Below are 26,103 nucleotides of genomic sequence, written 5' to 3' on the forward strand. Positions count from 1 at the left end.
TCCTGTCCTCGGCGGAGGGCGGTTTGCGCGTTATCGTCGCACCCTCGTGTTCTGATGGACACGTGGATGCTGCGGAGCGGATGGCGCGCGAGACCAGAGCGATCTGGGCGACCGTGGTGTGCTTCGTCGTCGGGACCGCGGCCGGCATCGTCGTGCTCGCCGGTGATCCGCGCCCGGTGGCCGGCGACGGCTCGGTCGGCGTCCCCGCGGCGATCATCGCGGCCGTCTCTGCTGCGGCATCCTTCGTCGTCTCGACACAGCTGCACCGCCGGGGCGAGCACGCGGCCATGCCGCGCTGGCAGGTGATCATCTCGTCGCTGTCGGCCATCGCGCTGACCGTCGCCTTCGCCGGAGTCACCGCGCTCGGCGTGCTGCTGACCACCGAGGTGCTCGGCGCCGGCCTGCAGGGCCTGCAGCTGTCGGCCGTCGGCGGGGGCCTCATCACCGGTGTCGCGAGCGCCGTGGCCGGCCGCCTCGCGTTCGAAGCCGGCATCGGCCTGCGCACCGCCGACCTCGCGAACCTGCTGTTCGGGTACCTCATCATCGGCACCCTGTTCGCGATGATCACGGCCGCCGACCCGCAGTGGTGGGAGCTGAACTTCTCGCAGCTCGGGATCGGCACCGGCGCCTGGGCGTTCAACGGCACGCTCGTCGTCGCCGGCATCCTCACCGCCACGGTCGGCTCGTACATCGGCCGCGATCTGCACCGCATCCGGGGCGACGCCTCTCTCGGGCGGATCGCCTGGGTCGTCGCGCTCTGGGCGGCCGCCGGCGCTGCGCTCGCCGCCGTGGGGCTGTTCCCCCTGGAGCGCATCGTCCTCGTGCACAACATCGCCGCGTTCTCGACGCTCGTCCTGTTCGTCGCGGCGGGCGTTCTGACCGTGATCACGATCCCCGGCCCGCCGCCCGCCCTGCTGCTGACGACCGCAGGGGTGGCGCTGCTCATCGTCGTCGCCGTCGTGCTGGCGTTCGCGTTCGGGCTGTTCTCGATCACGGCGCTCGAGGCGATCATCATCGGGCTGGCGCTGCTGTGGCTGACCACGCTCGTACGCGTGCTCGCGGTGCTCACCCCGGATCGGACCAGGCCGTCGGTGCGCGCTTCGCTGCTGAAGGGGTAGGGGTAGCCGTCGCAGCGCAACCCTGTCACTATCGGGGGAACGATCGATGACGAAAGGGACGACGATGTCCGATCAGATCTTCATCTTCATCGCGCTGGGGCTGTACTTCGCAGCCATGCTCCTCATCGGCTATCTGGCTTTCCGCCGCACCACCGATCACGAGGACTACATGCTCGGCGGGCGGAATCTGCCGCCGTGGGTCGCGGCGCTGAGCGCCGGGGCATCCGACATGTCGGGATGGCTCGTGATGGGCCTACCCGGCGCGATCTTCCTGTCCGGGCTCATCGAGGCCTGGATCGCCGTGGGCCTGACGATCGGCGCGTACCTGAACTGGCTGCTCGTGGCGCCGCGCCTGCGCGCGTACACGCAGGTGTCGCGCAACTCGATCACGGTGCCGAGCTTCTTCGAGAACCGGCTGCGCGACTCGTCCCGCCTGCTGCGGATCCTCGCCGGAGTCGTCATCCTGGTGTTCTTCACGCTGTACATCTCCAGCGGCATGGTCGCGGGAGGCGTGTTCTTCGAGAGCTCGTTCAACTCGGACTACCTGCTCGGCATGGGGCTGGTCGCCGGGGTCACGCTGCTCTACACGTTGTTCGGCGGGTTCCTCGGCGCATCCTTCACCGACGTGGTGCAGGGACTGATGATGGTCATCGCCCTCATCGTCGTGCCGGTCGCGGCCGTCATCGCCGTCGGCGGCTTCGGCGAGGTCGGTGCGTACATCGACGAGCTCGCACCCGATCACCTGTCGCTCATCGGCGGCACCGCACTGACCGGCGGCACGATCCTCGCCATCGTCTCCGCGCTCGCCTGGGGCCTGGGCTACTTCGGGCAGCCGCACATCATCGTGCGGTTCATGGCGCTGCGCAGCCCGCGCGAGGCGAAGAGCGCTCGCCGCATCGGCATGACCTGGATGATCATCTCGCTGATCGGCGCGGTGTTCTCGGGCCTCGTCGGCATCGCCTACATGGCGCAGCAGGGGATCGATCTGAGCAACCCGGAGACCGTCGTGCTGGTGATGTCGCAGACGCTGCTGCATCCGTTCGTCGCCGGCCTCGTGCTGGCCGCCGTGCTCGCCGCGATCATGAGCACGATCTCCAGTCAGCTGATCGTGGCGTCGTCCGCGCTCGTGGAGGACCTGTTCAAGGTGGTCAAGAAGGAGCCGTCGCCGAAGCTCCTGGTGACGTTGGGCCGGCTGACCGTGCTGGTCGTCGGCGTCATCGCCGCCCTTCTCGCGATCGTGCCCAACGACACCATCCTCGGGCTTGTGTCGTTCGCATGGGCGGGCTTCGGCGCTGCGTTCGGTCCGATCATCCTGCTGAGCCTGTTCTGGCGGAAGCTCACGAACTGGGGAGCCCTGGCCGGCATGTTCGTCGGTGCGGCCGGCGTCTTCGTCTGGAAGGCCGTGTGGCCGCAGATGTACGAACTCCTGCCCGGATTCGTGTGCGCCCTGCTGGTCGCCGTGGTCGTCAGCCTGCTCACGCATCGCGAAGGGTCGGAGCGCCAGCAGGAGATCCTGCAGGAGTTCACCGACACCGGGTCGCTGCTGACGGTGAACGGCGTGGGCCGCGGCGCGCGGACGGACCGGATGACGCCTTAGCGCCTCCGGCCCGTCGTGCGTCGCCGGTGCTCCGGCGAGCGGATGCTACTTGCCGAGGAACTCGGTGAGCGCCGCGTTCACCTCGTCGGCGTGCGTCCACAGGAGCCCGTGCGGGGCGCCCTCGACCTCGACGTAGTCGGCCTCGGGGACGGCCTGGTGGAAGCGGCGAGCCGTGGCGTCGATCGGCAGGATGTTGTCAGCGGTGCCGTGCAGGATCAGGGTGGGCTTGCCAGCGCTGCGCACCGACTCCACGTCCGCGCGGAAGTCCTCGATCCATGCCGGAACCACGGCGTACGCCGCGACCGGAGCGCTCGAGATCGCGACGTTCCAGCTGCCGTCGACGACCTCCTGGCTGATCCGGGAGCCCAGATTCTCGTCCAGGTTGTAGAAGTCCTTGTAGAACTGGGTGTACCAGGCGTAGCGGTCGGTCCTCGCGGCATCCGCGATGCCGTCGAACACCGCCTGCGGCACCCCCTCCGGGTTGTCATCGCGCTGCACGAGGAACGGTTCGAGCGAGGCGAGGAACGCGAGCTTCGCGACCCGCTCATGGCCGTACCGTGCGACGTAGCGGGCGAGCTCACCGGTGCCCATCGAGAAACCGACCAGGACGACGTCGCGCAGGTCGAGCGTCTCCAGCACGGTGTTCAGATCGGCGGCGAACGTGTCGTAGTCGTAGCCGGAACCCGTCTTCGACGACTGGCCGAATCCGCGCCGGTCGTAGGTGATCACGCGATAGCCCTGCGCGAGCAGTTCGCGCGTCTGCTTCTCCCAGCTGTGGCCGTCGAGCGGGTAGCCGTGGATGAGCACGACCGGCTGCCCTGCGCCCTGGTCCTCGTAGTACAGCTCGACGGGAGCGGAGTTGTCGGCGCCGACGGTGATGTAGCCCATGATCTTCTCTTTCCACTGGTGGGAGAACGATCGTTCTCCGCGATGGGAACCAATGTAGAGAACGATCGTTCTCTTGTCAAGTAGACTGGAGTCATGAATACGGAAGAGGCACGTGCGAGCATCCTCGATGCCGCGGAGCAGCTCTACTACGCCAAGGGATACGCCGCCGTCGGGATGGACGAGCTGCGCACGGCGGCCGGAGTGTCGTTGAAGCGGCTGTACGGCCTGTTCCCCTCCAAGGGCGACATCATCCGGGCGGTCCTGGCGCGCAAGCACGACGAGTGGGAGCGGATGCTGACCGGTGCGGTGGCGGATGCCGGCGACGATGCCAGGGCGCGGCTGCTGGCGGTGTACGGCTTCCTGGAGATCTGGTTCGGCACCGACGACTTCCGCGGCTGCGCGTTCATCAACGCCTTCGGCGAACTCGGCGGCACCTCGCCGGAGGTCGCGACCATCGTGCGGGAGCACAAGGCCTCCTTCCAGCAGTACATGACCGAGCTCGTCGCCGGGACCGGCGCCCCGGCATCCCTCGCCGCGCAGCTGTCGATCCTCGCCGAGGGTGCCCAGAGCACGGCGGCGATCTCGGCGGATCCGGGCGTCGCCGTGCACGCGCGTCAGGCGGCCGAGGTCCTCATCGACGCCGTCTCGGTGTGACGCCTCAGACGAGGCGCAGGGTGCTGCGGAGAAGATAGGGCATCTGTCCGATGCCGGAGGGGTGCCTTAGAGCGGAGTGTGGACTCAGATCATCAGAGAGGTCCACACCATGTACGAGAACTTCATCTACAGCACCATCGTCGTCGAGCAGGAGCGCCTGGACCGCGAGAACGAGCTCAAGCGCATCGTCAGCGAGAACCCCGACCGGCTGGTCCGCCGCGAGCGCCGTCTCGTCTCGCGGGCACGCGGCTGGCTACGCCGTCACCAGACGGATGCCGCGGCGGCAGCGGTCGCGGCAGACAGCGTCCGCGAGATCCGCGACGAGGTCCCCCAGCCCGCATACGCACGGTGAGCGCCCTCATCGCAATCGCCGGTCCCGATGTCGGAGGTGCGTGGCACCATGAAGTGGTGACCATACCGGCGGACGGCACGACGATGGTGGGGCGCGACGGCGACCTCGCCGGTCTGCGGCGCGCGTTCGATCGCGCAGCAGGGGGCGAGCCGTCCGCCGTCCTCATCGAGGGCGAGGCCGGCATCGGCAAGACCCGCCTGCTGCGGGAGTTCCTGACAGGTCTCGCCGCCGACGCCGCGGTCGAGACGCATGTCGGGCGCTGCCTCGACCTCGGCTCGGCGCGTTCGGCCTACGGCCCGCTCACCCGCATCCTGCGCTCGGTGGTGGACACGCTCGGCATCGACGAGGCGCGGGCAGCGGTCGGGGCCGGCGCCGAAGCCCTCCGCATGCTCGTCCCTGAACTCGGCGAGGGCCAGCCGTCGCGCGAGAGCACGAGCCCCGACGCGCTGCGCAACGCCGTGGCGACGCTGTTCGAATCGGCGGCCGAGCGCGCTGTGCAGGTCGTCGTGATCGAAGACCTGCACTGGGCCGACGACTCCACCCTCGTCATGCTCTCGTACCTGCTGCGCACGCTGCAGCAGGGGCGCGTGCTGCTGCTGCTCACCTGCCGCAGCGACGATGTGCGCCGCGGCGACGCCGTGAGCCGGTTCATCGCCGAGAACACGCGCGCGCGGGTGATCGAGCGCCTGGCCCTCGAGCGCCTCGACCGCGAGGCGACCAGGCGGATGGTCGAGCAGCTCCACGGCGGACCCCTGAGCGACGCCGCCCTGCAGCGGCTCGTCGAACGGGCCGAGGGCGTCCCCTTCTTCATCGAAGAGGTCGCGTGCTGCGCCTCGGGCCCCCTGCCCGATTCCCTCCGCGACATGCTCCTCGTGCGGTTCGACCAGCTCGACAGCGACGCGCGTCATGTCGTGCAGATCGCATCCGGCGCCGAGGGATCGCTGTCGCACTCGCTGCTGGCCGAGCTCGCCGGACTCTCCGACGAGCGCCTCGACGCCGGCATCCGAGCCGCCGCTGCGGGCGGTATCCTCTCCGTCCACGACGACGTGTACTCGTTCCGGCACGCGCTGCTGCGCGAGGCCGTGCACGACGATCTGCTGCCCGGTGAGCGGGCGCGGCTGCATCGCGCCTACGCCGAGGCGGTCGAGGCGCGGTCTCCCGCGCCCGACTACTGCGACCGCTCGTCGATCGCCCATCACTGGCGCCTCGCTCAGGTCCCCGATCGCGCGCTGGCGGCGACCGTGATCGCGATGCAGGATGCGAAGCGGCGCTTCGCCTTCGCCTCGGCCGCGCGGTTCGGCGAGATCGCGCTCGAGCTGTGGGAGCAGGTTCCGGATGCCGCATCCGTCACCGGCATCCCGCACATCACCCTCATGCGGCAGATCGGATCGATCCTCCGCAACGCGGGCGAGGCCGAGCGCTCGCTCGTCGTCGTCGATCGCGCCCTCGCCGAGGTCGACGACGACACCGATGCCGCCGAGCATGTCCGCCTGCTGCGCGACAAGGGGCAGTACCTGTCGAACCTCGGGCAGCCCGGTGCGATCGACCACTACCTCGAAGCCCTCGAGCTCATCGACCGCGGGGTCGACGACGATCGGCTGCACGCGATGCTGCTGAACGCCCTCGCGGGCAAGTACATGCTCGCGTCCCTGCGCGCCGAGGCGACCATCACCGCGACGCAGGCGCTCGAGGTCGCCACGCGGGCCGACGATCCGCACGAGATGTCCGTCGCGCACAATCTGCGCGGCACGTGCCGCATGCACCTCGGGCAGATGGACGAGGCGTTCGCCGACTTCCGCGAGGCCGCACGGCTCGCTCCGTTCAGCAACGGCGGCGCCGAGCTGCGCTACTTCGTCAACTACTCCGACGTGCTCGAGCTCATCGGCCGTCACCGCGAGGCCTTCGACGTCGCGTCGGCGGGCATCACGCGTGCCCGCGACCTGGGCGTCGAACGCGCCAACGGCACGCTGATGGCGCAGAACATGGTCGAGCCGCTGCTGTCGCTCGGCGAGATCGACCGCGCCGTCGCGCTGCTCGCCGCGGTGCCCGCCGGGCGCACGCAGGTGCTCAATGATCAGTACGTCACCCTGACCCGCATCCGCACACTCGCCTGGCAGGGGCTCGTCGACGAGGCCGAGCAGCTCCGCGAGGAATGGATGCCGGTGCTCCGGCGATCCGGCGACCTGGAGCGCCAGGCCTGGTACCGCAATCTCGAGAACGACATCGCCCTGTCGGCCGCCCGCGGCCGGTGGCGCGACGCCCTTGCCTCGGTGCTCACGATCGCCGAGCAGGACGAGACATTCGAGTCGTTGCACGCGTACCGGCTGCTGCTCGAGTCCGGTTGGGCGGTCGCCGAGGTCAGAGCTGCCGACGTGCCCGTCGACGATGCGATCGCCGTGATCCGCCGTCTCTGGCTCGCGCTGCCCGCCTCCGTCCGCTCCGACTCGTGGTCGAACGTGCTCGATGCCTTGCTCGATCCGTCCGTCGAGAAGCTGAGGGCCGCGGCCGAGCTCACCGAGGGCGACGACCTGCCTGCGGTCATGCGCGGTGTCGTGCTGCTCGAGCTCGCCCGCGAGCTGGTCGCGGAGGGCCGCCGTGGCGAGGCGCAGGAAGCCGTGGCGAGTGCCGAGTCCGCCGCCGTCGCGATCGGTCACGTGCCGCTGCAGCGCAGCATCCGGAGCTTCGGCACGGCGAGCGGCGTGGGCGCGCACGAGTCGGCGCATGACCCGGGGTCCGGAGTGAGCGGTGACCTCGAGCTCACGGCCCGCGAGGCCCAGGTGCTCGACCTCATCGCCGAGGGACTCAGCAACAAGCAGATCGGTGCGCGGCTCTTCATCAGCGCGAAGACCGCGAGCGTGCACGTGTCGGCGATCCTGCGCAAGCTCGGTGTCTCCAGCCGCACCGAAGCGGCGATGCTCACCGCGCGCCGCTGAGTCCACGGCGTCCCGGCTACCGGACGGGCCGGTACCCCATGCCCGCCCGGGGCATTCCGGGTGCAGGACGAGTGACCCGGATCAGGACAATCTGCCGGATCCCGTCCTGATCTCGGGTGAACGTCCTGATCCTGGCCCCGGCTACAGCACGAGCCGGTACCCCATGCCCGCCTCGGTCAGCAGGTGCACGGGCTCGGCGGGCGTCGCCTCGAGCTTCTTGCGCAGCTGCGACATGTACAGCCGCAGGTAGCCGGAATCGGTCACCTGATCGCTGCCCCAGATGTCCTTGAGCAGATCCTGGCGGGTGACGAGGGCACCGGGGCTTCGTGCCAGGTGCTCGAGCATCTGCCATTCGGTCGGTGTGAGGTGCACGCGGTGCTCGCCGCGGGTCACCGACTTCGCGGCGAGGTCGACGACGACGTCGCCGAACGAGACGACGGCGTCGGCTGCGGCGCTCTGCACGCGTCGCGACAGCGCGCGCAGGCGCGCGAGCAGCTCGTCGATCTGGAACGGCTTGGTGACGAAGTCGTCGGCGCCGGCATCCAGCGCCTCCACCTTGTCGGCAGACCCGGTGCGTCCGGACACGACGATGATCGGTGCGCTCGTCCAGCCGCGCAGCGCCTGGATGACCTGGATGCCGTCGAGCTGCGGCATCCCGAGATCGAGCAGGATCATGTCGGGGCGGGCTGCCGCGGCCGTCGTGATCGCGGCCGCGCCGTCGGGGGCGGCGACCACGTCGTAGCCGTGCGCGCCGAGCGTGATCCGCAGCGCGCGCACGAGCTGCGGGTCGTCGTCGGCGATGAGGAGCTTCATGCCTCCACCGTCTCATCCTCGGCCGCGACCGGGAGCGAGACGACCATCGTGAGTCCGCCGCCCGGCGTCTCCTCGGGCCGGAGCGTACCGCCCATGCCCTCCGTGAAGCCCTGCGACAGGGCGAGGCCGAGTCCGAGACCCGTCGTGTTGTCGGTGTCTCCGGAGCGCTGGAACGGCTGGAACATCGTTGCGCGGCGTTCGGCCGGCACCCCCGCTCCGTGGTCGATGATGCGGATCTCGCCGTCGTCGCCGTTCCGACGCGTCGACACCGTGACTTTCCGCTCGGCGGGCGAGTGCCGGTGGGCGTTGGCGAGCACGTTCACGAGCACGCGCTGCAGCAGGACGGGGTCGGCCTGCAGCGCCGGCTGCTGCGGCTCCAGGTCGAGCTCGACATCACCGGGGCCGAGTGAGAGCTCATCGAGCGCCGCGGTGACGCTGCCGGCGGCATCCACCGGAGACAGCGAGACCGCGAGGACGCCGGCCTGCACCCGGCTGACGTCGAGCAGATCCGTCACGAGCGCCGACAGGGTCGCCAGGCTCTCATCCGCCGTGGCGACGAGCTCCCGGCGATCCTGCTCGGAGAGCCTGCCGTCGTCACGGAGCCCGCCGACGGCGGCGACGGCCGAGGCGAGCGGGCGGCGGATATCGTGGCTCACAGCCGAGAGCAGGGCGCTGCGCACCTGGTCGGTCTCGGCGAGGGCGTCCGCCTCACGCGCGGCGGCTTCCCGTTCGAGCGCAGCGGCGAGCTGCGCGACGATGACGTCGAGCAGACGCCGGGACGGCTCGCTGAGCGGTCCGCCGTGCAGCTCCAGAGTGGCCTGCGGTGCGCGGGCCCCGCGCGCGGCGATCGGCGCCACCGTCGACCGTCCGTCGCGCACGGGTTCGCCGTCCATGGCGATGACCGTGCCGTCGGGTGCCACGAGTCGCACGCCGCTCAGACCGAACGCCTCACGGGTCCTGCTCACGAGGGCGAGCACGGCGCTGTCGCCGCGCAGCACGTTGCCGGCGACAGAGGCGAGCAGCTCTGCCTCGCGCGCCGCCCGCTCGGCGTCGCGCGCACGGCGGGCGGCGACGGCGACGATGAGGCCGACGATCACGGCGATGATCACGTACAGGGCGAGCGCGACCACGTGCAGCGGATGCTCGATCGCGATCGTGAACGCCGGAGCGACGAACAGCAGATCCAGGGTGATGCCCGAGAGCACGGCCGCCAGAACAGCCGGGCGCAGTCCGCCGATCAGGGCGACCACCACGACCAGCAGCTGGTACGACAGCACCTCGTAGGTGATCGACTCGGGGCTGCTCAGAGCGAACAGCAGCCAGGTCAGGAGCGGACCGAGCACGAACGTCGCAGCGTACCCCCACAGTTCGCGCCGCCAGCCGAGCGCGGCGCCGCCGGTGAGCCGGAGGAGCATCGACGGCCGGGCCGGCTCGTCGAGCGGAGGAGTGCTCATGATGTCTGAATCCTAGACTCCGACGTGACCGGAGCGCTCCTGGCCGGGGACGGGCCTGGAGCGGCGTCCGTAGATGAGCTCGGACGAGTCCAGCAGCCACGGCACGAGCGTGATCGAGACGCCGTGCACGAGCATGAGCTGGTTCGCGATGCGCCGCGCCCGCCGGTTGTGCAGCAGCCGTTCCCACCAGTGGCCGACGATGTACTGCGGCAGGTAGACCGTCACGACCGAGGGGCCGTGCTTCTCGCGGTAGCGCTCGATGAACTGCGCGACCGGCTGCGCGTACGTCCGGTACGGCGAGTCGACGATGACGAGCGGCACCGGGATGCCGTGCGCATGCCACTCCCGCTGCAGCTGCTCGGCATCCTCCCCGCCGGAGGCGATGTGCACGGCGAACGTCTTGTCGTGGTCGGCGGCGACAGCGTAGTCGAGCGCCTTCATGACCGGCTTCTGCAGCCGGTTCACGAGCACGATCGCGACGTCGCCGGATGCCCCGAAGCGGGTGTCGTCGTCCATCGCCACCTCGTGCTCGACATCGCGGTAGTAGCGCTTGACCCCGATCATGAGGAGGGCCAGCACGGGGATCGCGAAGAACACGAGGTACGCGCCGTGGGTGAACTTCGTCACGGTCACGATCAGGAGCACGAGCACCGTGAAGACGGCGCCGACGGCGTTGATCGCGAGACCCGAGTACGCCGAGCGCCGCTCGGATGCCGTGGCGTCCGTCTTCACACGGAGCGGGCCGCGCAGCATCCGCCGCCAGTGCCGCACCATGCCGATCTGGCCGAGCGAGAACGAGACGAAGACGCCGATGATGTACAGCTGGATGAGCGTCGTCAGCCGCGCCTGGAACACGATGAGCACCGCGATCGCAGCAAGGCCCAGCAGGATCATGCCGTTCGAGAACACGAGGCGGTCGCCGCGGGTGTTCAGCGCCTTCGGCGCGTAGCCGTCGCGGGCGAGCACGGCGCCGAGCAGCGGGAAGCCGTTGAAGGCGGTGTTGGCCGCGAGCAGCAGCACGCAGGCCGTCGCCGCCTGCACGATGAAGAACGGGATGCTGCCTCCGCCGAACGTCGCGGCGGCCACCTGGGCCATGAGGCTCGGCTGCGGGTTCGAGCAGTCGAACCCGATGAGGTCGCACGGGTTCTCGGCGTAGTGCACGCCGGTGATGAGCGCCAGGGCGGTGAGGCCGGCGAACAGGCAGATCGCGATCGATCCCATCAGCACGAGGGTGTTCTGGGCGTTGCGGACCTTCGGGGTGCGGAACGCCGGGACGCCGTTGGAGACCGCCTCGACGCCGGTGAGGGCGGAGCATCCGCTCGAGAACGCGCGCAGGATCAGCAGGATCACAGCCGCTTGGCTGAGGCTCTCGGCGTGCACGGCGAACTCGGCGCTGGATGCCACGGGGGCATCGCCGATGGCTGCGCGCACGAGGCCGGTGACGATCATGACGCCCACCGACCCGATGAACACGTACGTCGGGATCGCGAAGACGGTGGATGCCTCGCGGACGCCTCGCAGGTTCACGATGACGAGCACGATCACGAACCCGACGGCGAGCTCGACCCGCCACGGGTTCAGACCGGGCAGCGCGGAGATGATGTTGTCGACGCCGGATGCCACCGACACCGCGACCGTGAGGACGTAGTCGACGAGCAGAGCCGCGGCGACGACGACGCCGGGGATCTCGCCGAGGTTGGTGCGGGCGACCTCGTAGTCGCCGCCGCCGGAGGGGTAGGCCTTGATGAGCTGCCGGTAGCTGAGCACGACGACGATGAGCAGCACGACGACGGCTGCGGCGACCATGGGGCTGAACGACAGGAACGAGAGCCCGCCGATGAGGAGGATCATCACGAGCTCCTGCGGCGCGTACGCCACCGAGCTCAGCGCGTCCGAGGCGAAGATCGGCAGCGCGCGGCGCTTGGGCAGGAGCTGCTCGTCGACCTGCTCGGTCGTGAGCGGGTCGCCGATGATGAGCCGCTTCGCGAGCGGCGGGGCATCCGGGGTCTGGTCTGTCACGAACGACGAACGTACGCGCACGTCGGCCGTCCGGACGGCATCCTCACGGAATCCCTACGGGCGCGTGCGCGACCCTCACGCGATCCTCACGGCGTCAGCGGGATGCCGGCCACTCCTCGGCGAGCAGGCCGTAGTTCATGCCGTCCATCCATTCGCCCGAGCGATGCAGCGCCGTCTTGCGGCTGTGCTCCTCGCGCCGCATCCCGAGGCGCTCCATCATCCGCCAGGACGGCTCGTTGTCGGCGAAGCATCCGGCGTGCACCCGGCGCAGACCGAGCGCCCCGAAGCACACGTCGATCACTCCGCGCACCGCCTCTGTCGCGTAACCCTGGCCGGTGTGCTCGGGCGCGAGCGTCCAGCCGAGCTCCGCCTCGGTGCCCTTCGCCTGCTCGATGACCTCGCGCTGCGCCCAGGCATCGCCGATCTTCAGCATGATGTCGCCGATCACGGCGCCGTCCTCCGGCCTCGTGATCAGGAGCGTGGTGGCGAGCCGCTCGGGGTCGAGGTACAGATCGTCGAAGGCCTCGCGCGTCGCGGGCGCCGGCCCCAGCCAGCGATTCACCTCGGGCAGGCGCCGGTACTCCCAGATCGCGCCGAGGTCCTCTGCGGTGGCGGGTCGGATCTCGAGGCGCTCGGTCCGGAGGGGCCACGGGGTGTCGGTCATCCTGCGATCCTACGAGCGCGGGCGGCGGAAGCGGCATCCTGTCCGCTCATGACGAACGCACAGCCCGTTCCGATCACGAACCCGTAACGTCGAAGCCATGACGACCATCGAGGTCACCGAAGACGCCATCCGCCAGACCCGCGAACTCCGTGACGAGTTCCAACGCTTCCTCCGGGAGTACGAGTTCGGGATGCGGGAGGTGGAGACGAAGATCTCGATCCTGCGCGACGAGTTCCTGCACGACCACGCCTACAACCCGATCGAGCATGTCAAGAGCAGGCTGAAGACGCCCGACAGCATCGTCGAGAAGATCGCTCGCAAGGGCATCGACGAGCCGGACTTCGAGCGCATCCGCGAGGAGATCACCGACATCGCCGGAGTTCGGGTGACCTGCAGCTTCGTCGCCGATGTCTACCAGCTGTTCGATCTGCTCACCCAGCAGGACGACATCACGGTCCGCGTCGTCAAGGACTACATCGCCGAGCCCAAGGCCAACGGCTACAAGAGCCTGCACGCGATCATCGAGGTGCCGGTGTTCCTCTCGACCGGGCCGCTGCTGGTGCCGGTCGAGGTGCAGTTCCGCACGATAGCGATGGACTTCTGGGCGAGCCTCGAGCACAAGATCTACTACAAGTTCTCCAACCAGGTGCCCTCGCATCTCGTCGAGAGCCTGTCGGACGCCGCGGAAGCCGCATCCGAACTCGATGCCCGCATGGAGCGGCTGCACCGCGAGGCGCACGGCGTGCCGCGGCGCCAGTTGCCGCCCCCGCCCCCGCGCGTCGTGCAGGTGTAGCGGCGCGTCCTCAGTCCAGGAACTCGCGCACCGCGGTCGCCATCGCCGTGACGCCGACCTCGATCGTGGGGTGCATGACGGGCGCGAAGTACGCCGAGTGATTCGTCGGGATGCTGCTGGCCACGGTGCCGGCGGCCCTCGCCTGCGCGAACACCTCGGCATCCACGCCGCCCCAGAACCAGAACACAAGAGGGACACCGGCATCCCGGGCGAACCACGAGACGTCCTCGCTGCCGGTGAACATGCCGGGATCGATCACAGTCCCCTCGCCGAGTGCGCGCTCCAGCGCCGCGGCGACGCGCGCCGTGGCATCCGCATCGTTGATGGTCGGCGGAAGCGTGTGGTCGGTGCGGAACTCCGGCTCGCGCTCGGCGCCGGATGCCGCGGACTCGGCCCGCACGATCCGCTCGACGGCGGCCAGCACGCGCTCGCGCGCCTCGTCGTCGGGGTAACGCAGGCTCAGCTCGAGCGTGGCGTCGGCGGCGATGATGTTGTTCTTCGTGCCGGCGTGGATCGACCCGACCGTGACGACGCCGACCTCCTGCGGATCCAGTTCGCGCGACGCGATCGTCTGCAGCCGCATGACGGTCGCCGCGGCCATGACGACGGGATCGATCGTCGTGTGCGGGCGCGAGCCGTGGCCGCCGCGGCCGTGCAGCGTCACGGTCAGACCGTCGGATGCCGCCATCTGGGTGCCGCTGCGCACGCCGATGACGCCGGCGGGAAGGGGAGTGACGTGCTGCCCGAGCACGACATCGGGCTTCGGCAGGCGGTCGAGGATCCCGGCATCCAGCATCGCCCTGGCGCCCGCGCCGTACTCCTCGGCCGGCTGGATGAGAATCACGAGCGTGCCCGACCACGCGTCCCGATCGGCGACCAGGCGCTCGACGGCGCCGATCATCGCGGTGACGTGCATGTCGTGGCCGCAGGCGTGCATGACCGGTACGACGTGGCCGGCCGGATCGACCCCCGTCGCCGTGCTCGCGTGCGGCAGTCCGGTGAGCTCCTCGACGGGCAGCGCGTCCATGTCGGCGCGGGCCCAGACGACCGGCCCGTCGCCGTTGCGGAGGACGCCGACGACGCCGGTGATGCCCACGCCCTCCTCGACCTCCAGTCCGAGGTCTCGAAGGTGACCGGCGGCGATACCGGCTGTGCGGGTCTCCTGGAAGGACAGCTCGGGATGCTGGTGCAGATCGCGGTACAGCGCGTCGAGGTCGATGCTCATGGGGCCGAGCCTAGCCCTGTGCGTACGTCTCCAGCTCGGGGCCCGGCTTCAGCACGGCGTTCACGATCGCGCGGATCGCGAACTGGCTGGTCTCGCCGAGCTCGACGACGCCCGGATGCAGGAGCCACTGCAGCTGCAGACCGTCCATGACGGCGAGGATCGCGGCGGCGGCCGACGAGACGGTGCTCTGGTCGGTGACGCCCTCCTGTGCGCACAGCTCGCTGAACGCCTCGGTGATCTCGCGCCGCAGCGTCGAGTAGCGCTCCTCGAAGTACTCGCGCGCCGGGTGGTCGTCGGTGATGGACTCCGCCGACATCACGGTGTACGCCTGCACGATGCCGGGGCGCTGCGCGTTCACGAAGGCGGTGCGCACGAGGTGCAGGAAGAGCTCGGGTCCGCCGGGGATGTGCTGCTCGACGAGATCCTCGACGTCGGCCTGATCGCGGAAGGCGAGCATCTCCAGGAGAAGGTTCTGCTTGGAGCCGAAGTGGTGCAGGATGCCGGCGTGCGTCATCCCGACCTGCTCGGCGACGTCGGCGAGGGTCCCGTTCGCGGAGCCCTTCGTGCCGAAGATGTCGACGGCCGCGCGGAGGATCTCTGTGCGCTTCTGACGGGTGGCCGGACGGGTGCGCGTCGCGTTCTCAGTGGCCACGGCATCCCCTTTCTTCTGGTGAGTGTAACGGTCCGGCATCCGTCGCTTGCCAAGCTTACTGACTTGTCGGTAATCTCACTGCAGTTTACTTTCTCACAAGTAAGCTAATCACCATCCCGGCACTCCAGCCCTACACAAAGACCCGTGTCCAAGGAGAAGCAATGAAGCTCAGCAGATCTCTGATCGCCGTCGGCGCGATCGCCGCCCTCAGCGTCGGTGCCCTCGCCGGATGCTCGACATCCGGCACCACCGACGACGGCGATTCCGGCAGCGCAGGCACCGCCGCGCTCACGATCGCCAAGCCCGACGGCGCGATCACCACCGAGTCGCACAACCCGTACCTGGGCGACTCGTCCGCATCGAAGTACGGCTATGCCAAGGTCATCTTCGAGCCGCTCGCCCTCGTCAACCCGACCGGCGACCTGGGCACCACCCCGTGGCTGGCCGAATCGGTCGAGTGGAACGACGACTACACCGAGCTCACCGTCGTCCCGCGAAGCGGCGTGAAGTGGAGCGACGGCGAGGACTTCACCGCCGAGGACATCGTCTTCACGTTCGACATGTACCTCAACGGCAAGCTCGCCGACTCGCAGGGCCTGCACTACGAGGGCGCGACGGTCGACGGCGACGCCGTGACCCTGAAGTTCGCCGACTCGAAGTTCACCGCGCAGGCGCGCGTGCTGCACACCCCGATCGTGCCGAAGCACATCTGGGAGGGCATCGAAGACCCGAACACCGACCCGCTCACCGGGGAGGGTCTCGCCGTCGGCACCGGTCCGTACGTGCTCTCGAGCTGGACCACGGAGTCGGTCACGCTGGCCGCCAACGAGGATTACTGGGGCGGCGACCTCGCCGTTCCGGAGCTGCACTACGTCTCCTACGGCGACAACGCCGCCCTCACCACCGCTCTCGCGTCCGGCGAGGCCGACTGGGCGCAGGCGTTCATCCCGCAGATCGAGTCCAGCTACCTCTCCGCGGACGAGAACAACCAGTTCCTCGTGTCGCCGACCGCCGGCGCGGGCACGTTGTTCATGAACCTGCAGACCAAGCCGTTCAACGACCCGGCGCTGCGCGAGGCGCTCGCCTGGACGATCGACCGTCAGGCGTACGTCGACATCGCCCGCGAGGGCGCGAGCGAGCCGGTGTGGAACGTCACGGGCCTGGGCACCCTCCTCGAGGACGAGATCGCGCCCGAGTACAAGGACGTGAACTACTCGGTCGACGTCGACAAGGCCAAGGAGATCCTGACCGACGCCGGCTACACCTGGGAGAGCGACAAGCTCATCGACCCCGACGGCGAGGCCGTGTCGTTCTCGATCTCGGTCCCGGCCGGATGGAGCGACTGGAACACCGAGCAGGCGCTCATCGCCGAGGAGCTCGACGAGGCGCTCGGCATCGAGGTCAAGGTCGATCAGCCCGACTGGGGCGGCTGGGACGCCGCCCGCCAGGAGGGCACCTTCCAGGCGATCATCCACTGGCTCGAGGACACCGGCAACGTGTACGGCCTGTACACCTCGACCATGGACCCGAAGTGGATCGTCGACGACAAGGCCCAGTACAACTTCGGCCGCTTCGACGACCCCGCCGTCACCGAGGCGCTGAACACGTACGCCAACGCGTCGACGGACGAGGACCGTGCCGCGGCATCCGAGGTCATGCAGAAGGCGTTCGCCGAGAACGTGCCGGCGATCCCGCTGGGCGCGCACCCGCTGCTGGGCGAGTTCAACACCCGCAACTACGTCGGATGGCCTAGTGAGGACGACCAGTACGCGTCGGGCGACCCGACCCAGCCGGGCATCGTCCAGATCCTGACGAACCTCGAGGCGAAGTAAGTCACGATGGATGCCGGGGCTTCGGTCCCGGCATCCATCATGGATGGAGCAAACCCATGACAGACCCCCTGCTGTCCGTCCGCGACTTCTCGGTCGTGTACGACGTCGACCCGCCGGTCGCGGCGGTGAAGAACGTCTCGCTCGAGCTCGAGCGCGGCGAGATCCTCGGCCTCGCCGGAGAATCCGGCTGCGGCAAGACGACTCTCGCGTACGGCATCCAGCGCCTGCTCAAGGCGCCCGCGGTGATCACCGGAGGCTCCGTCGTCTTCCACGACTCGAGCGGGTCCGACATCGACGTGAACGACCTCGGCGCCGAGCAGATGCGGCGCTTCCGCTGGGACAAGGTCTCGATGGTCTTCCAGGGGGCGATGAACGCCCTGAACCCGGTGGCGACGATCGGGTCGCAGCTCGAGGACGTCTTCGAGGTGCACCGCCCCGGCATGAGCCGGCGCGACCGGCGGGATGCCGTGGCCGAGCTGCTCGAGATCGTCAAGGTCGGGGCGCAGCGCGCCCGCTCGTTCCCGCACGAGCTGTCCGGCGGCATGCGCCAGCGCATCATGATCGCCATGGCGCTTGCCCTGCGTCCGCAACTGATGGTCATGGACGAGCCGACCACGGCACTCGACGTGCTCGTGCAGCGCGAGATCCTCCGCCAGATCTCGCAGTTGCGCGAGGAGTTCGGCTTCTCGGTGATCTTCATCACCCACGACCTGCCGCTGCTGCTCGAGATCAGCGACCGCATCGCCATCATGCGCGAGGGCGAGATCGTCGAACTCGCCACCGCCGAGCAGATCTGGCGCGACCCGCAGGACGAGTACACCAAGACGCTCCTGTCGTCGTTCCCGCGCCTCACCGGCGAGAAGGGGGTGGTGGTGCGATGAGCACCCTCGAAGTCCGCCACGTCACCAAGGTCTACAACGTCAGAGGAGCAGGTCAACTCACGGCCCTCGACGACGTCAGCTTCACTCTGCAGTCCGGGCAGACCATCGGCCTGGTCGGCCAGTCCGGCAGTGGCAAGTCGACGATCGCCAAGATCCTCACCCAGCTCGAAACGCCCACGAGCGGCGAGGTGCTCCTCGACGGGAGGCCGATCCCGCGCCGCGGCAAGGGGCTGCGCACGTACCGCCAGCAGCTGCGCATGGTCTTCCAGGACCCGTTCGCCTCGCTCAACCCGTACCACTCGATCCGGTACCACCTCGAGCGGCCGCTGCGCCTGGACGACGTGGTGCCGAAGGACGAGACGGACGCCGAGGTGCGCCGCCTCCTCGAGCGCGTGCGGCTGAACCCGGATGCCGTGATCGACCGGCGTCCGCACGAGCTCTCCGGCGGCCAGCGCCAGCGCATCGCGATCGCCCGCGCCCTGGCATCCCGACCTGCGATCCTCGTCGCCGACGAGCCGGTCTCGATGCTCGACGTCTCGATCCGCCTCGGCGTGCTCAACCTGCTCGCCGATCTGCAGCGCGAGGAGGGCCTCGGCGTGCTCTACATCACGCACGACCTCGCAACGGCCCGCCACTTCAGCGACGAGATCATCGTGCTCAACCAGGGCCGGATCGTCGAGCACGGCACCGCCGATGACGTGATCCTCCGCCCCCAGGACCCGTACACGCAGGAGCTGCGCGCGGCATCCCCCGACCCGGAGCGGCACTTCCAGGCGGCGGGATGGGCGGCAGACGCAGGAGGTGCCCGATGACCGCGGTCGAACCCCAGCTGCCCCCTGCCGAGACGCGCGCCGTTCCGGACGCCGTCGAGGCGGGCACCACCGCGACGAAGGTCGTCGCAGGCCGCAGCCGCATTCCGTGGCGCTTCCTGGGCGGGCGCGCCGCCTTCTATCTGTTCACGCTGTGGGCGGCCCTGACGATCAACTTCTTCCTGCCCCGCATGATGAAGGGCGACGCGGTCACCCAGTACCTGGCCCGCAACCGCAACGTCTCGCCCGAGGCAGCCGACGCGCTGCGCGCCCTGCTGGGCCTCGACACCGACAAGAGCTTGTGGCAGCAGTACCTCGACTACTGGGGACTGCTGTTCCGGGGCGACCTCGGCGTCTCGCTGCTGCACGGCCTGCGCCCGGTGACCGAGGTCATCAGCCAGGCGCTGCCGTGGACCGTCGGGCTCGTGGGCCTCGCGACCATCGTGTCGTTCGCGATCGGCACGATCGGCGGCGCGTTCATCGGCTGGCGCCGCGGCAGCAGGCTCGACGCGTTCATCCCGATCACGACGTTCCTCAGCACCATCCCGTACTTCTGGCTGGGGCTCCTCGCGATCGCCGTGTTCTCGGTCAACCTGAAGTGGTTCCCGATCGGCAAGGCCTACGGGGTCGGCATGGTTCCGGGCTGGAACCTCGAGTTCATCGGCCAGGTCATCCACCACGGCACACTGCCGCTGCTGACCATCGTGATCGCCTCGCTCGGCGGCTGGATGCTGGGCATGCGCAACATGATGCTCACCGTGCTGGACGAGGACTACATCACGGTCGCGCAGGCCAAGGGCATGCCGAACCGCCGCGTGCTGTGGGGCTACGCCGCCCGCAACGCCGTACTGCCGCAGATCCAGAGCTTCGCGCTGTCGATCGGCTTCATCGTCGGCGGCACGATCGTCATGGAGATGGTGTTCAGCTATCCCGGCGTCGGCAAGCTCCTGCTGGATGCCACGAACGCGAAGGACTACGCGCTCATGCAGGGCGTGTTCCTCGTGATCACGCTGTCGGTGCTCGTCGCGAACATCCTCGCCGACATCGCCTACGCGTTCCTCGACCCGCGCACGCGCCAGACGGAGAGCTGAACCATGACGACGACTCAGAAGCGGGCCGGAGCGCCCGACACGTTCCTCATCCGCACGAGCACGCAGGGCTCCGGCCACGCACCGGAGCAGAGCTTCTGGTCCAAGGTCGCCGGCGCCTTCGCGATGTTCCGCAACGGCAAGTCCATCGCGGGGCTGGCGATCCTCGGGTTCTTCGTGCTCATCGCGATCTTCGCCGATGTGATCGCCCCGTACTCGCCCACGAAGGTCGACAACACCGCGCGACTGCAGCCGCCGTCCGCCGCGCACTGGCTCGGCACGACGCACATCGGCGAGGACGTGCTCAGCCAGGTCATCCACGGCACCCGCGGTGTCATCGTCGTCGGGTTCCTCGCGGCGATCATCGCGACGCTCATCGCCATCACCGTCGGCGTCATCGCCGGATACCTGTCGGGGTGGAAGAGCGAGGCGCTGTCGGCGCTGACCAACGTGTTCCTCGTGATCCCCGGGCTCCCGCTCATCATCATCGTCGCGTCGATGTTCGAGGAGCCGCCGCTCGTGCTCATCGCCGCCGTCCTGGGCATCACCGGGTGGGCGTGGGGCGCGCGCGTCCTGCGCGCTCAGACGATGTCGCTGCGCAACCGCGACTTCATCCAGGCCGCACGGGCGAACGGCGAGCCGCTGCGCCGCATCATCACGGTCGAGATGCTGCCGAACCTCATGGCGCTCATCGCCGCGAGCTTCGTCGGCACCGTGACCGCCGCGATCCTCGGCCTCACGACTCTGTCGTACATCGGCGTCATCCCGGTGACGACGTACAACTGGGGCACCATCCTCAACTGGGCCTCGGCCCAGGGCGCCTTCGGCCAGAACCAGTGGTGGTGGTACCTGCCCCCGGGGCTGTGCATCGCCGCGATCGGCGTCGCGCTGTCGCTGATCAACTTCGGCATCGACGAATACGTCAACCCGCGCCTGCGCTCGGCCGGTGAGCGGGCGCGCGCCATGAAGAAGAAGGGGCTCGACGTCAACGACGCCGTGACCGCTGTTCGGACCACACAGAACGCAGACAATGACTGAAACGCTCGTCCACACCCATCCGTACCGCGATCCCGCCCTCTCGATCCCCGAACGCGTCGCCGACCTGCTCGGCCGCATGACGCTGGAGGAGAAGGTCGGGCAGATGCTGCAGCTCGACGCCCGCGACGACCTCGAGGACCACGTGCTGCGCCGCCACGTCGGCTCCATCCTGCACACCTCGCCGGAGCGGATCGTCGCAGCGCGCGCGCTGACGCTGCAGACCCGGCTGCAGATCCCGCTGATCGTCGGCGAGGACTGCATCCACGGCCACTCCTTCTGGCCCGGTGCGACGATCTACCCGACCCAGCTCGGCATGGCGGCGTCCTGGGATGCCGGTCTCGTCGAGAAGGCGGCGCGCGCGACCGCGGTCGAGGTGGCCGCCACCGGCATCCACTGGACCTTCTCGCCCGTGCTCTGCATCGCCCGCGACCTGCGCTGGGGACGCGTCAACGAGACCTTCGGCGAGGACCCGCACCTCATCGGCGAGCTCGCCAGCGCCATGGTGCGCGGCTACCAGGGGAAGGGACTGTCAGACCCGAGCGCCATCCTCGCGACGGCCAAGCACTTCGCCGGGTACTCCGAGACGCAGGGCGGCCGGGATGCATCCGAGGCCGACATCTCGCAGCGGAAGCTCCGCTCGTGGTTCCTGCCGCCGTTCGAGCGCGTCGCCCGCGAGGGATGCCGCTCGTTCATGCTCGGCTACCAGACCACCGATGGCGTGCCGATCACCCTGAACGAGTGGCTGCTCAGCGACGTGCTGCGCGGCGAGTGGGGCTACACCGGCACCCTCATCACCGACTGGGACAACGTCGGCCGGATGGTCTGGGAGCAGCACATCCAGCCCGACATCACGCACGCCGCGGCCGCCGCGGTGAAGGCCGGCAACGACATGATCATGACGACGCCGACCTTCTTCGAGGGCGCGCTGGATGCGGTCGCCCAGGGTCTCCTCGGAGAGGATGCCTTCGACGCCGCGGTCGCGCGGATCCTGACGCTGAAGTTCGAGCTCGGGCTGTTCGAGGACCCGCGGCAGCCGCGCGAGGATGTCTCGTCCTTCGTGGGCACGGCGGAGCATGCGGAGCTGAACCTCGAGGTCACCCGTCGCTCGCTCGTGCTGCTGGAGAACGACGGACTGCTGCCGTTGTCGTCGGCGCAGGAGAAGCGCATCGCCGTCACAGGACCGCTCGCGGACGACGACCAGGAGCAGCTCGGCGACTGGGCCGGCGGCTCCGGCCAGGCCGGCTGGCTCGACGGACAGCCGCGCGAGATGATCACGACCGTGCTCGACGGGCTGCGCGAGATCGCCCCGTGGGAGGTCGTGCACGCCCGCGGCGCCGACATCCTCACCCTCGAGCCCGACCCGGCCGGCGTCACCTGGCCCGACGGCCAGCCGCGCCCGCCGGTCGTGCGCCCGATCCCCGCGGACGAGGCGCAGATCGCCGAGGCGGTCACTGCGGCCGAGTCGTCCGATGCCGTCGTCGCGGTCGTGGGTGATGCCCGCGGTCTGTACGGCGAGGGTCGCTCGACGGCGACCCTCGAGCTCCTCGGCGGGCAGATCGCCCTGCTCGATGCACTGATCGAGACAGGGAAGCCCGTCATCGTGGTGCTCATGGCGTCCAAGCCCCTCGTGCTGCCGGCATCCGTGTCGCGGGCCGCCGCCGTGCTGTGGGTCGCGAACCCCGGCATGCAGGGCGGGCGAGCGATCGCCGAGCTCATCACCGGCGCGATCGAGCCCACCGGCCGCCTGCCGATCTCGTTCGCCCGGCACGCCGGTCAGCAGCCGACGTACTACAACCAGATCCGCGGGCAGCACGGCGACCGCTACGCCGACCTCACGCAGTCGCCCGCCTGGGCGTTCGGCGAGGGTCGCTCGTACACGACCGTCGCGTACTCAGACCTCTCATTGGCCGAGATGGCGCTCCCGGCATCTGGCACGGTTGTCGCCGACGTGACGGTCACCAACACCGGTGCGCGCCCGACGATCGAGACCGTGCAGGTCTATGTGCGGGATGCCGTCACCAGCGTCAGCTGGACCGACAAGGAGCTCAAGACCTACCGCCAGGTCGCGCTGACTCCGGGGGAGTCCGCACGCGTGCGCGTGGAGGTGCCGGCGGCCGAGTGCACGATCGTGGATGCCGCGGGGCGCCGCGTCGTCGAGCCGGGGGAGTTCGCCCTGCTCGTCGGTCCGTCCTCGCGCGAGGACGTGCTGCTCGAGGCCGGCTTCACCGTCGCCTGAGATCAGGAGTAGCGCCCGAGATCAGGATGCATGCGCCCGCAGCCTCCTGATCTCGGTGACGTCGCCTGAGCCGGGCACGCCGCGACTACAGTTGACCTGCCCCGCTCGGGGCGTTCCCCCGGTTCGAGAGGTCACCGAGTCCGCATGAGCATCCTCGACGATCGCGCCCGTTACCGGCCGAACCCCACCGTCCTCACCGCGCTGAAGAGCCCGCGCATCCTGACCCGCGAGGTGCTCGCGGGGCTCGTCGTGGGACTCGCGCTCATCCCCGAGGCCATCGCGTTCTCGGTGATCGCGGGGGTCGACCCGAAGGTCGGGCTGTTCTCGTCGTTCATCATGGCGGTCTCGATCGCGTTCCTCGGCGGGCGCCCGGCGATGGTCACGGCGGCCACGGGCGCCGTCGCTCTCGTCATCGCACCGGTCGCGCCCACCTACGGCATGGACTACTTCATCGCCACGGTGCTGCTGGCGGGCGTCTTCCAGATCGTGCTCGCCGTGCTCGGGGTGGCGAAGCTCATGCGGTTCATCCCGCGCAGCGTCATGACGGGGTTCGTCAACGCGCTGGCGATCTTCGTGTTCAGCTCGCAGGTGCCGCATCTGCTGGGCGTGCCCTGGCTGGTGTATCCGCTCGTGGTACTCGGCACCCTCGTGATGATCGTCATGCCGCGCATCACGAAGGTGATTCCGGCCCCATTGGTCTCGGTGATCATCGTGACGGCCGTGGTGATCGTTCTCGCTATCCAGGTGCCGACCGTCGGCGACCAGGGCGAGCTTCCGCGCAGCCTTCCCGAGCTGTTCATCCCGAATGTACCGCTGACGTGGGAGACCTTCACGATCATCGCGCCCTTCGCACTCGCGATGGCGGTCGTCGGGCTCATGGAGACGCTCCTCACCGCCAAGCTCGTCGACGAGATCACCGACACGCACTCCCGCAAGACCCGCGAGTCGTGGGCGCAGGGGGTGGCGAACATGCTGTCGGGCATCTTCGGCGGCATGGGCGGCTGCGCCGTGATCGGCCAGACCATGATCAACGTCAAGGAGTCGGGCGCCCGCACGCGTCTGTCGACGTTCTTCGCGGGTGTCTTCCTGTTCCTGCTCGTGGTCGTGTTCGGCGATTTCGTCGCGACGATCCCGATGGCCGCGCTCGTCGCCGTGATGATCATGGTCGCGATCGGCGCGTTCGACTGGCACAGCGTCCGCCCGTCGACGCTGAAGCGGATGCCGAAGAGCGAGACCGCGGTCATGGTGCTGACCGTGCTCGCCGTGGTGATCACGCACAACCTCGCGATCGGCGTCGTCGTGGGGGTGGTCGTGGCATCCGTCCTGTTCGTCCGGCGCGTCGCGCATTTCGCGACGGTCACAAGGACCGTGACGACGGATGCCGCGCACTACGCCGTCGACGGCGAGCTGTTCTTCGCCTCCAGCAACGACCTCACGACCCAGTTCGAGTACAGCGCTGACCCGGACCGCGTCGTGATCGACCTGTCGCGTTCGCACGTGTGGGATGCGTCGACCGTCGCAGCGCTCGACGCCATCGAGACGAAGTACGCGCGGCACGGCAAGACCGTCGAGCTCATCGGACTCAATGAGGCGAGCGGCCGCTTCCACGGGCGGCTGAGCGGCGGGTTCCCGCCGGCCTGATCGACGACGTCACCTGAGATCAGGAGGGTGCCCCCGGGTCAGGAGCCTTCGCGCCGAATCATCCTGATTTCGGTCAACTGTCCTGATTCCGGTGCCGCCGGTACCGCCGGTTGCGTGCGCCCAGCAGGACGGATGCCACGGCGGCGGCCACCACGGATGCCGTGAGCACGGCGACCTTGGCATGATCGGCGGCCTCGCTGCCCGCGGCGAAGCTGAGCTCGGCCACCAGCAGCGACACGGTGAATCCGATCCCGGCGAGGATGCCGACCCCGGCGATGTCGATCCAGCGCAGCGCCGGGTCGAGGTCGATCCGCCGGATGCGAGTGATGATCCACGTCGCGGCCGTGATCCCGAGCGGCTTGCCGACCACGAGCGCGACGATGATGCCGATGACGATCGGGTCGGAGAACGCGGAGGCGAACCCGGCGGCTCCGCCGACCGCGACGCCGGCCGAGAAGAACGCGAACACCGGCACGGCGAACCCGGCCGACAGCGGACGGAACCGGTGCTCGAACTCTTCGGCGAGGCCGGGGCCGGCATCCTCTCCGCGGTCGGCTCTGCGATGCAGGACGGGCACTGTGAATCCGAGCAGCACGCCGGCGATGGTCGCGTGGATGCCGGAGGCGTGCAGCAGCGCCCACGCGACGAGCCCGATCGGAAGCAGGATGAACCAGGCCGCGGTGGGGCGCAGCCGGAAGAAGCGGCGGTACAGCTGCGCGATCGTGCCGTAGACGGCGATCACTGCGAGCGCGAGCAGGAGCGGCACGACCTCGACCGTCTCGGTGTAGAAGATCGCGATGATCCCGATCGCGATGAGGTCGTCGACCACGGCGAGGGTGAGCAGGAAGATCCGCAGGGCGCTGGGCAGGTGCGAGCCGATCACGGCGAGCACGGCGACGGCGAAGGCGATGTCGGTCGCGGTCGGGATCGCCCATCCGCGGGATGCCTCGGCGGAGCCGGCCGTCACGGCCAGGTAGATCAGGGAGGGCACGGCGACGCCGCCGACGGCAGCGACGATCGGCACGACCGCGGTGCTGAAACGGCGCAGGTCACCGCTGACGAACTCGCGCTTGAGTTCGAGCCCGACGAGGAAGAAGAAGATCGCCAGCAGGCCGTCCGCCGCCCAGGCCCCGATGCTCAGGCGCAGGTGCCAGGGCTCGTATCCGACTTCGAAGTCACGGACCGCGAAGTACGTCTCGGCCCATGGCGAGTTCGCCCAGATCAGCGCGACGACGGCGCAGGCGACGAGCAGGATGCCGCCGACGGTCTCTTTGCGGAGGATCTCGCCGATGCGGATCGACTCCGAGGAGGAGGACGACGGGAACAGCGAGCGGATGCGCGACATGGGCGCCTTTCGGGTCGACAGCAGTTCGTGTCGACCAGGCTTCCCGACGCTCCGCGGACCAGTCTAGCGGG

General features: G+C 69.3%; 20 protein-coding genes and 1 pseudogene. 13 read left to right on the forward strand and 8 right to left on the reverse strand.

Annotated features, from left to right (window positions below; all coding sequences use genetic code 11):
• Window positions 1–62: 62 nt before the first annotated feature.
• Window positions 63–1,118 (forward strand): DUF998 domain-containing protein, encoded by a 1,056-nt coding sequence (locus AB0269_RS11225; RefSeq protein ID WP_366211274.1) that lies wholly within the window; start codon window positions 63–65, stop codon window positions 1,116–1,118.
• A 64-nt stretch (window positions 1,119–1,182) separates the two neighbouring features.
• Window positions 1,183–2,715: a sodium/proline symporter PutP gene (putP, locus tag AB0269_RS11230; RefSeq protein ID WP_366211275.1), complete on the forward strand. Its 1,533-nt coding sequence runs from the start codon at window positions 1,183–1,185 to the stop codon at window positions 2,713–2,715.
• A gap of 45 nt (window positions 2,716–2,760) precedes the next feature.
• Here the strand turns inward: putP and AB0269_RS11235 are convergent, their stop codons facing one another.
• Window positions 2,761–3,603, reverse strand: coding sequence for an alpha/beta hydrolase (locus AB0269_RS11235; RefSeq protein WP_366211277.1), 843 nt, complete (start codon window positions 3,601–3,603; stop codon window positions 2,761–2,763).
• A gap of 93 nt (window positions 3,604–3,696) precedes the next feature.
• On the opposite strand from AB0269_RS11235, the gene AB0269_RS11240 reads away from it, so the two are divergent.
• The 3 genes from AB0269_RS11240 to AB0269_RS11250 all read left to right on the forward strand — a co-directional run bounded on the left by AB0269_RS11240 (window position 3,697) and on the right by AB0269_RS11250 (window position 7,542).
• On the forward strand, window positions 3,697–4,257 hold the full coding sequence (locus AB0269_RS11240) for a TetR/AcrR family transcriptional regulator (RefSeq protein WP_366211278.1): 561 nt from the start codon (window positions 3,697–3,699) through the stop codon (window positions 4,255–4,257).
• A 109-nt stretch (window positions 4,258–4,366) separates the two neighbouring features.
• Window positions 4,367–4,609: a hypothetical protein gene (locus AB0269_RS11245; RefSeq protein WP_366211279.1), complete on the forward strand. Its 243-nt coding sequence runs from the start codon at window positions 4,367–4,369 to the stop codon at window positions 4,607–4,609.
• Window positions 4,610–4,665: 56 nt separating this feature from the next.
• The gene (locus tag AB0269_RS11250; RefSeq protein WP_366211280.1) at window positions 4,666–7,542 is read left to right on the forward strand and encodes an AAA family ATPase; all 2,877 of its coding nucleotides are present in this window, start codon (window positions 4,666–4,668) and stop codon (window positions 7,540–7,542) included.
• Between the two features lie 141 nt (window positions 7,543–7,683).
• On the opposite strand, the gene AB0269_RS11255 is transcribed toward AB0269_RS11250, so the two are convergent.
• The 4 genes and pseudogenes from AB0269_RS11255 to AB0269_RS11270 all read right to left on the reverse strand — a co-directional run bounded on the left by AB0269_RS11255 (window position 7,684) and on the right by AB0269_RS11270 (window position 12,492).
• Entirely contained in the window at window positions 7,684–8,355 is a 672-nt protein-coding gene (locus tag AB0269_RS11255) for a response regulator (protein ID WP_366211281.1), read from the reverse strand.
• Window positions 8,352–9,767, reverse strand: a pseudogene (locus AB0269_RS11260) (ATP-binding protein); the annotation flags it as partial. The pseudogene AB0269_RS11260 and the gene AB0269_RS11255, both read right to left, overlap by 4 nt.
• Window positions 9,768–9,821: 54 nt before the next feature.
• Window positions 9,822–11,828 carry an APC family permease gene (locus tag AB0269_RS11265; RefSeq protein WP_366211283.1) on the reverse strand — a complete coding sequence of 669 codons (2,007 nt, stop codon included), beginning with the start codon at window positions 11,826–11,828 and terminating at the stop codon, window positions 9,822–9,824.
• 94 nt (window positions 11,829–11,922) lie between these two features.
• Complete coding sequence (locus AB0269_RS11270) at window positions 11,923–12,492, reverse strand: GNAT family N-acetyltransferase (protein WP_366211284.1); 570 nt, start codon at window positions 12,490–12,492, stop codon at window positions 11,923–11,925.
• A 97-nt stretch (window positions 12,493–12,589) separates the two neighbouring features.
• Here AB0269_RS11270 and AB0269_RS11275 point away from each other — a divergent pair, with 97 nt between their 5' ends.
• On the forward strand, window positions 12,590–13,285 hold the full coding sequence (locus AB0269_RS11275) for a GTP pyrophosphokinase family protein (RefSeq protein ID WP_366211286.1): 696 nt from the start codon (window positions 12,590–12,592) through the stop codon (window positions 13,283–13,285).
• A 10-nt stretch (window positions 13,286–13,295) separates the two neighbouring features.
• Here AB0269_RS11275 and AB0269_RS11280 read toward each other — a convergent pair whose 3' ends face one another.
• Together AB0269_RS11280 and AB0269_RS11285 are read right to left on the reverse strand one after the other, a co-directional pair.
• Window positions 13,296–14,510, reverse strand: coding sequence for an amidohydrolase (locus AB0269_RS11280; RefSeq protein ID WP_366211287.1), 1,215 nt, complete (start codon window positions 14,508–14,510; stop codon window positions 13,296–13,298).
• A 10-nt stretch (window positions 14,511–14,520) separates the two neighbouring features.
• Window positions 14,521–15,162, reverse strand: a complete 642-nt coding sequence (locus tag AB0269_RS11285; RefSeq protein WP_366211288.1) for a TetR/AcrR family transcriptional regulator — start codon at window positions 15,160–15,162, stop codon at window positions 14,521–14,523.
• Window positions 15,163–15,323: 161 nt separating this feature from the next.
• Here AB0269_RS11285 and AB0269_RS11290 point away from each other — a divergent pair, with 161 nt between their 5' ends.
• The 7 genes from AB0269_RS11290 (at window position 15,324) to AB0269_RS11320 (ending at window position 24,687) form a co-directional block, all read left to right on the forward strand.
• Complete coding sequence (locus tag AB0269_RS11290) at window positions 15,324–16,994, forward strand: ABC transporter substrate-binding protein (protein WP_366211289.1); 1,671 nt, start codon at window positions 15,324–15,326, stop codon at window positions 16,992–16,994.
• 56 nt (window positions 16,995–17,050) lie between these two features.
• A complete protein-coding gene (locus tag AB0269_RS11295; RefSeq protein ID WP_366211290.1) occupies window positions 17,051–17,875 on the forward strand; it encodes an ABC transporter ATP-binding protein in 825 nt (274 codons plus the stop codon).
• The gene (locus tag AB0269_RS11300; protein ID WP_366211291.1) at window positions 17,872–18,687 is read left to right on the forward strand and encodes an ATP-binding cassette domain-containing protein; all 816 of its coding nucleotides are present in this window, start codon (window positions 17,872–17,874) and stop codon (window positions 18,685–18,687) included. The genes AB0269_RS11295 and AB0269_RS11300 overlap by 4 nt, the downstream gene beginning before the upstream one ends.
• Window positions 18,684–19,775, forward strand: a complete 1,092-nt coding sequence (locus AB0269_RS11305) for an ABC transporter permease (protein WP_366211292.1) — start codon at window positions 18,684–18,686, stop codon at window positions 19,773–19,775. Before AB0269_RS11300 ends, AB0269_RS11305 begins: the two co-directional genes overlap by 4 nt.
• A 123-nt stretch (window positions 19,776–19,898) precedes the next feature.
• On the forward strand, window positions 19,899–20,810 hold the full coding sequence (locus AB0269_RS11310) for an ABC transporter permease (protein ID WP_366211470.1): 912 nt from the start codon (window positions 19,899–19,901) through the stop codon (window positions 20,808–20,810).
• Window positions 20,803–23,046, forward strand: coding sequence for a glycoside hydrolase family 3 N-terminal domain-containing protein (locus tag AB0269_RS11315; RefSeq protein ID WP_366211293.1), 2,244 nt, complete (start codon window positions 20,803–20,805; stop codon window positions 23,044–23,046). The genes AB0269_RS11310 and AB0269_RS11315 overlap by 8 nt, the downstream gene beginning before the upstream one ends.
• 144 nt (window positions 23,047–23,190) lie before the next feature.
• Window positions 23,191–24,687, forward strand: coding sequence for a SulP family inorganic anion transporter (locus AB0269_RS11320; RefSeq protein ID WP_366211294.1), 1,497 nt, complete (start codon window positions 23,191–23,193; stop codon window positions 24,685–24,687).
• A gap of 73 nt (window positions 24,688–24,760) precedes the next feature.
• Here the strand turns inward: AB0269_RS11320 and nhaA are convergent, their stop codons facing one another.
• Complete coding sequence (nhaA, locus tag AB0269_RS11325; protein WP_366211295.1) at window positions 24,761–26,032, reverse strand: Na+/H+ antiporter NhaA; 1,272 nt, start codon at window positions 26,030–26,032, stop codon at window positions 24,761–24,763.
• Window positions 26,033–26,103 lie beyond the last annotated feature (71 nt).

The organism is Microbacterium sp. NPDC077644 (assembly GCF_040702785.1).
In the GTDB taxonomy this organism is placed as follows: domain Bacteria; phylum Actinomycetota; class Actinomycetes; order Actinomycetales; family Microbacteriaceae; genus Microbacterium.

Excerpts from the sequence above, each read along its gene's own strand:
- putP (WP_366211275.1), top strand. The coding sequence starts at position 1,183 with ATGTCCGATCAGATCTTCATCTTCATCGCGCTGGGGCTGTACTTCGCA.
- AB0269_RS11235 (WP_366211277.1), bottom strand. The coding sequence starts at position 3,603 with ATGGGCTACATCACCGTCGGCGCCGACAACTCCGCTCCCGTCGAGCTG.
- AB0269_RS11240 (WP_366211278.1), top strand. The coding sequence starts at position 3,697 with ATGAATACGGAAGAGGCACGTGCGAGCATCCTCGATGCCGCGGAGCAG.
- AB0269_RS11245 (WP_366211279.1), top strand. The coding sequence starts at position 4,367 with ATGTACGAGAACTTCATCTACAGCACCATCGTCGTCGAGCAGGAGCGC.
- AB0269_RS11255 (WP_366211281.1), bottom strand. The coding sequence starts at position 8,355 with ATGAAGCTCCTCATCGCCGACGACGACCCGCAGCTCGTGCGCGCGCTG.
- AB0269_RS11270 (WP_366211284.1), bottom strand. The coding sequence starts at position 12,492 with ATGACCGACACCCCGTGGCCCCTCCGGACCGAGCGCCTCGAGATCCGA.
- AB0269_RS11275 (WP_366211286.1), top strand. The coding sequence starts at position 12,590 with ATGACGACCATCGAGGTCACCGAAGACGCCATCCGCCAGACCCGCGAA.
- AB0269_RS11280 (WP_366211287.1), bottom strand. The coding sequence starts at position 14,510 with ATGAGCATCGACCTCGACGCGCTGTACCGCGATCTGCACCAGCATCCC.
- AB0269_RS11290 (WP_366211289.1), top strand. The coding sequence starts at position 15,324 with ATGAAGCTCAGCAGATCTCTGATCGCCGTCGGCGCGATCGCCGCCCTC.
- AB0269_RS11295 (WP_366211290.1), top strand. The coding sequence starts at position 17,051 with ATGACAGACCCCCTGCTGTCCGTCCGCGACTTCTCGGTCGTGTACGAC.
- AB0269_RS11300 (WP_366211291.1), top strand. The coding sequence starts at position 17,872 with ATGAGCACCCTCGAAGTCCGCCACGTCACCAAGGTCTACAACGTCAGA.
- AB0269_RS11305 (WP_366211292.1), top strand. The coding sequence starts at position 18,684 with ATGACCGCGGTCGAACCCCAGCTGCCCCCTGCCGAGACGCGCGCCGTT.
- AB0269_RS11310 (WP_366211470.1), top strand. The coding sequence starts at position 19,899 with ATGTTCCGCAACGGCAAGTCCATCGCGGGGCTGGCGATCCTCGGGTTC.
- AB0269_RS11315 (WP_366211293.1), top strand. The coding sequence starts at position 20,803 with ATGACTGAAACGCTCGTCCACACCCATCCGTACCGCGATCCCGCCCTC.
- AB0269_RS11320 (WP_366211294.1), top strand. The coding sequence starts at position 23,191 with ATGAGCATCCTCGACGATCGCGCCCGTTACCGGCCGAACCCCACCGTC.
- nhaA (WP_366211295.1), bottom strand. The coding sequence starts at position 26,032 with ATGTCGCGCATCCGCTCGCTGTTCCCGTCGTCCTCCTCCTCGGAGTCG.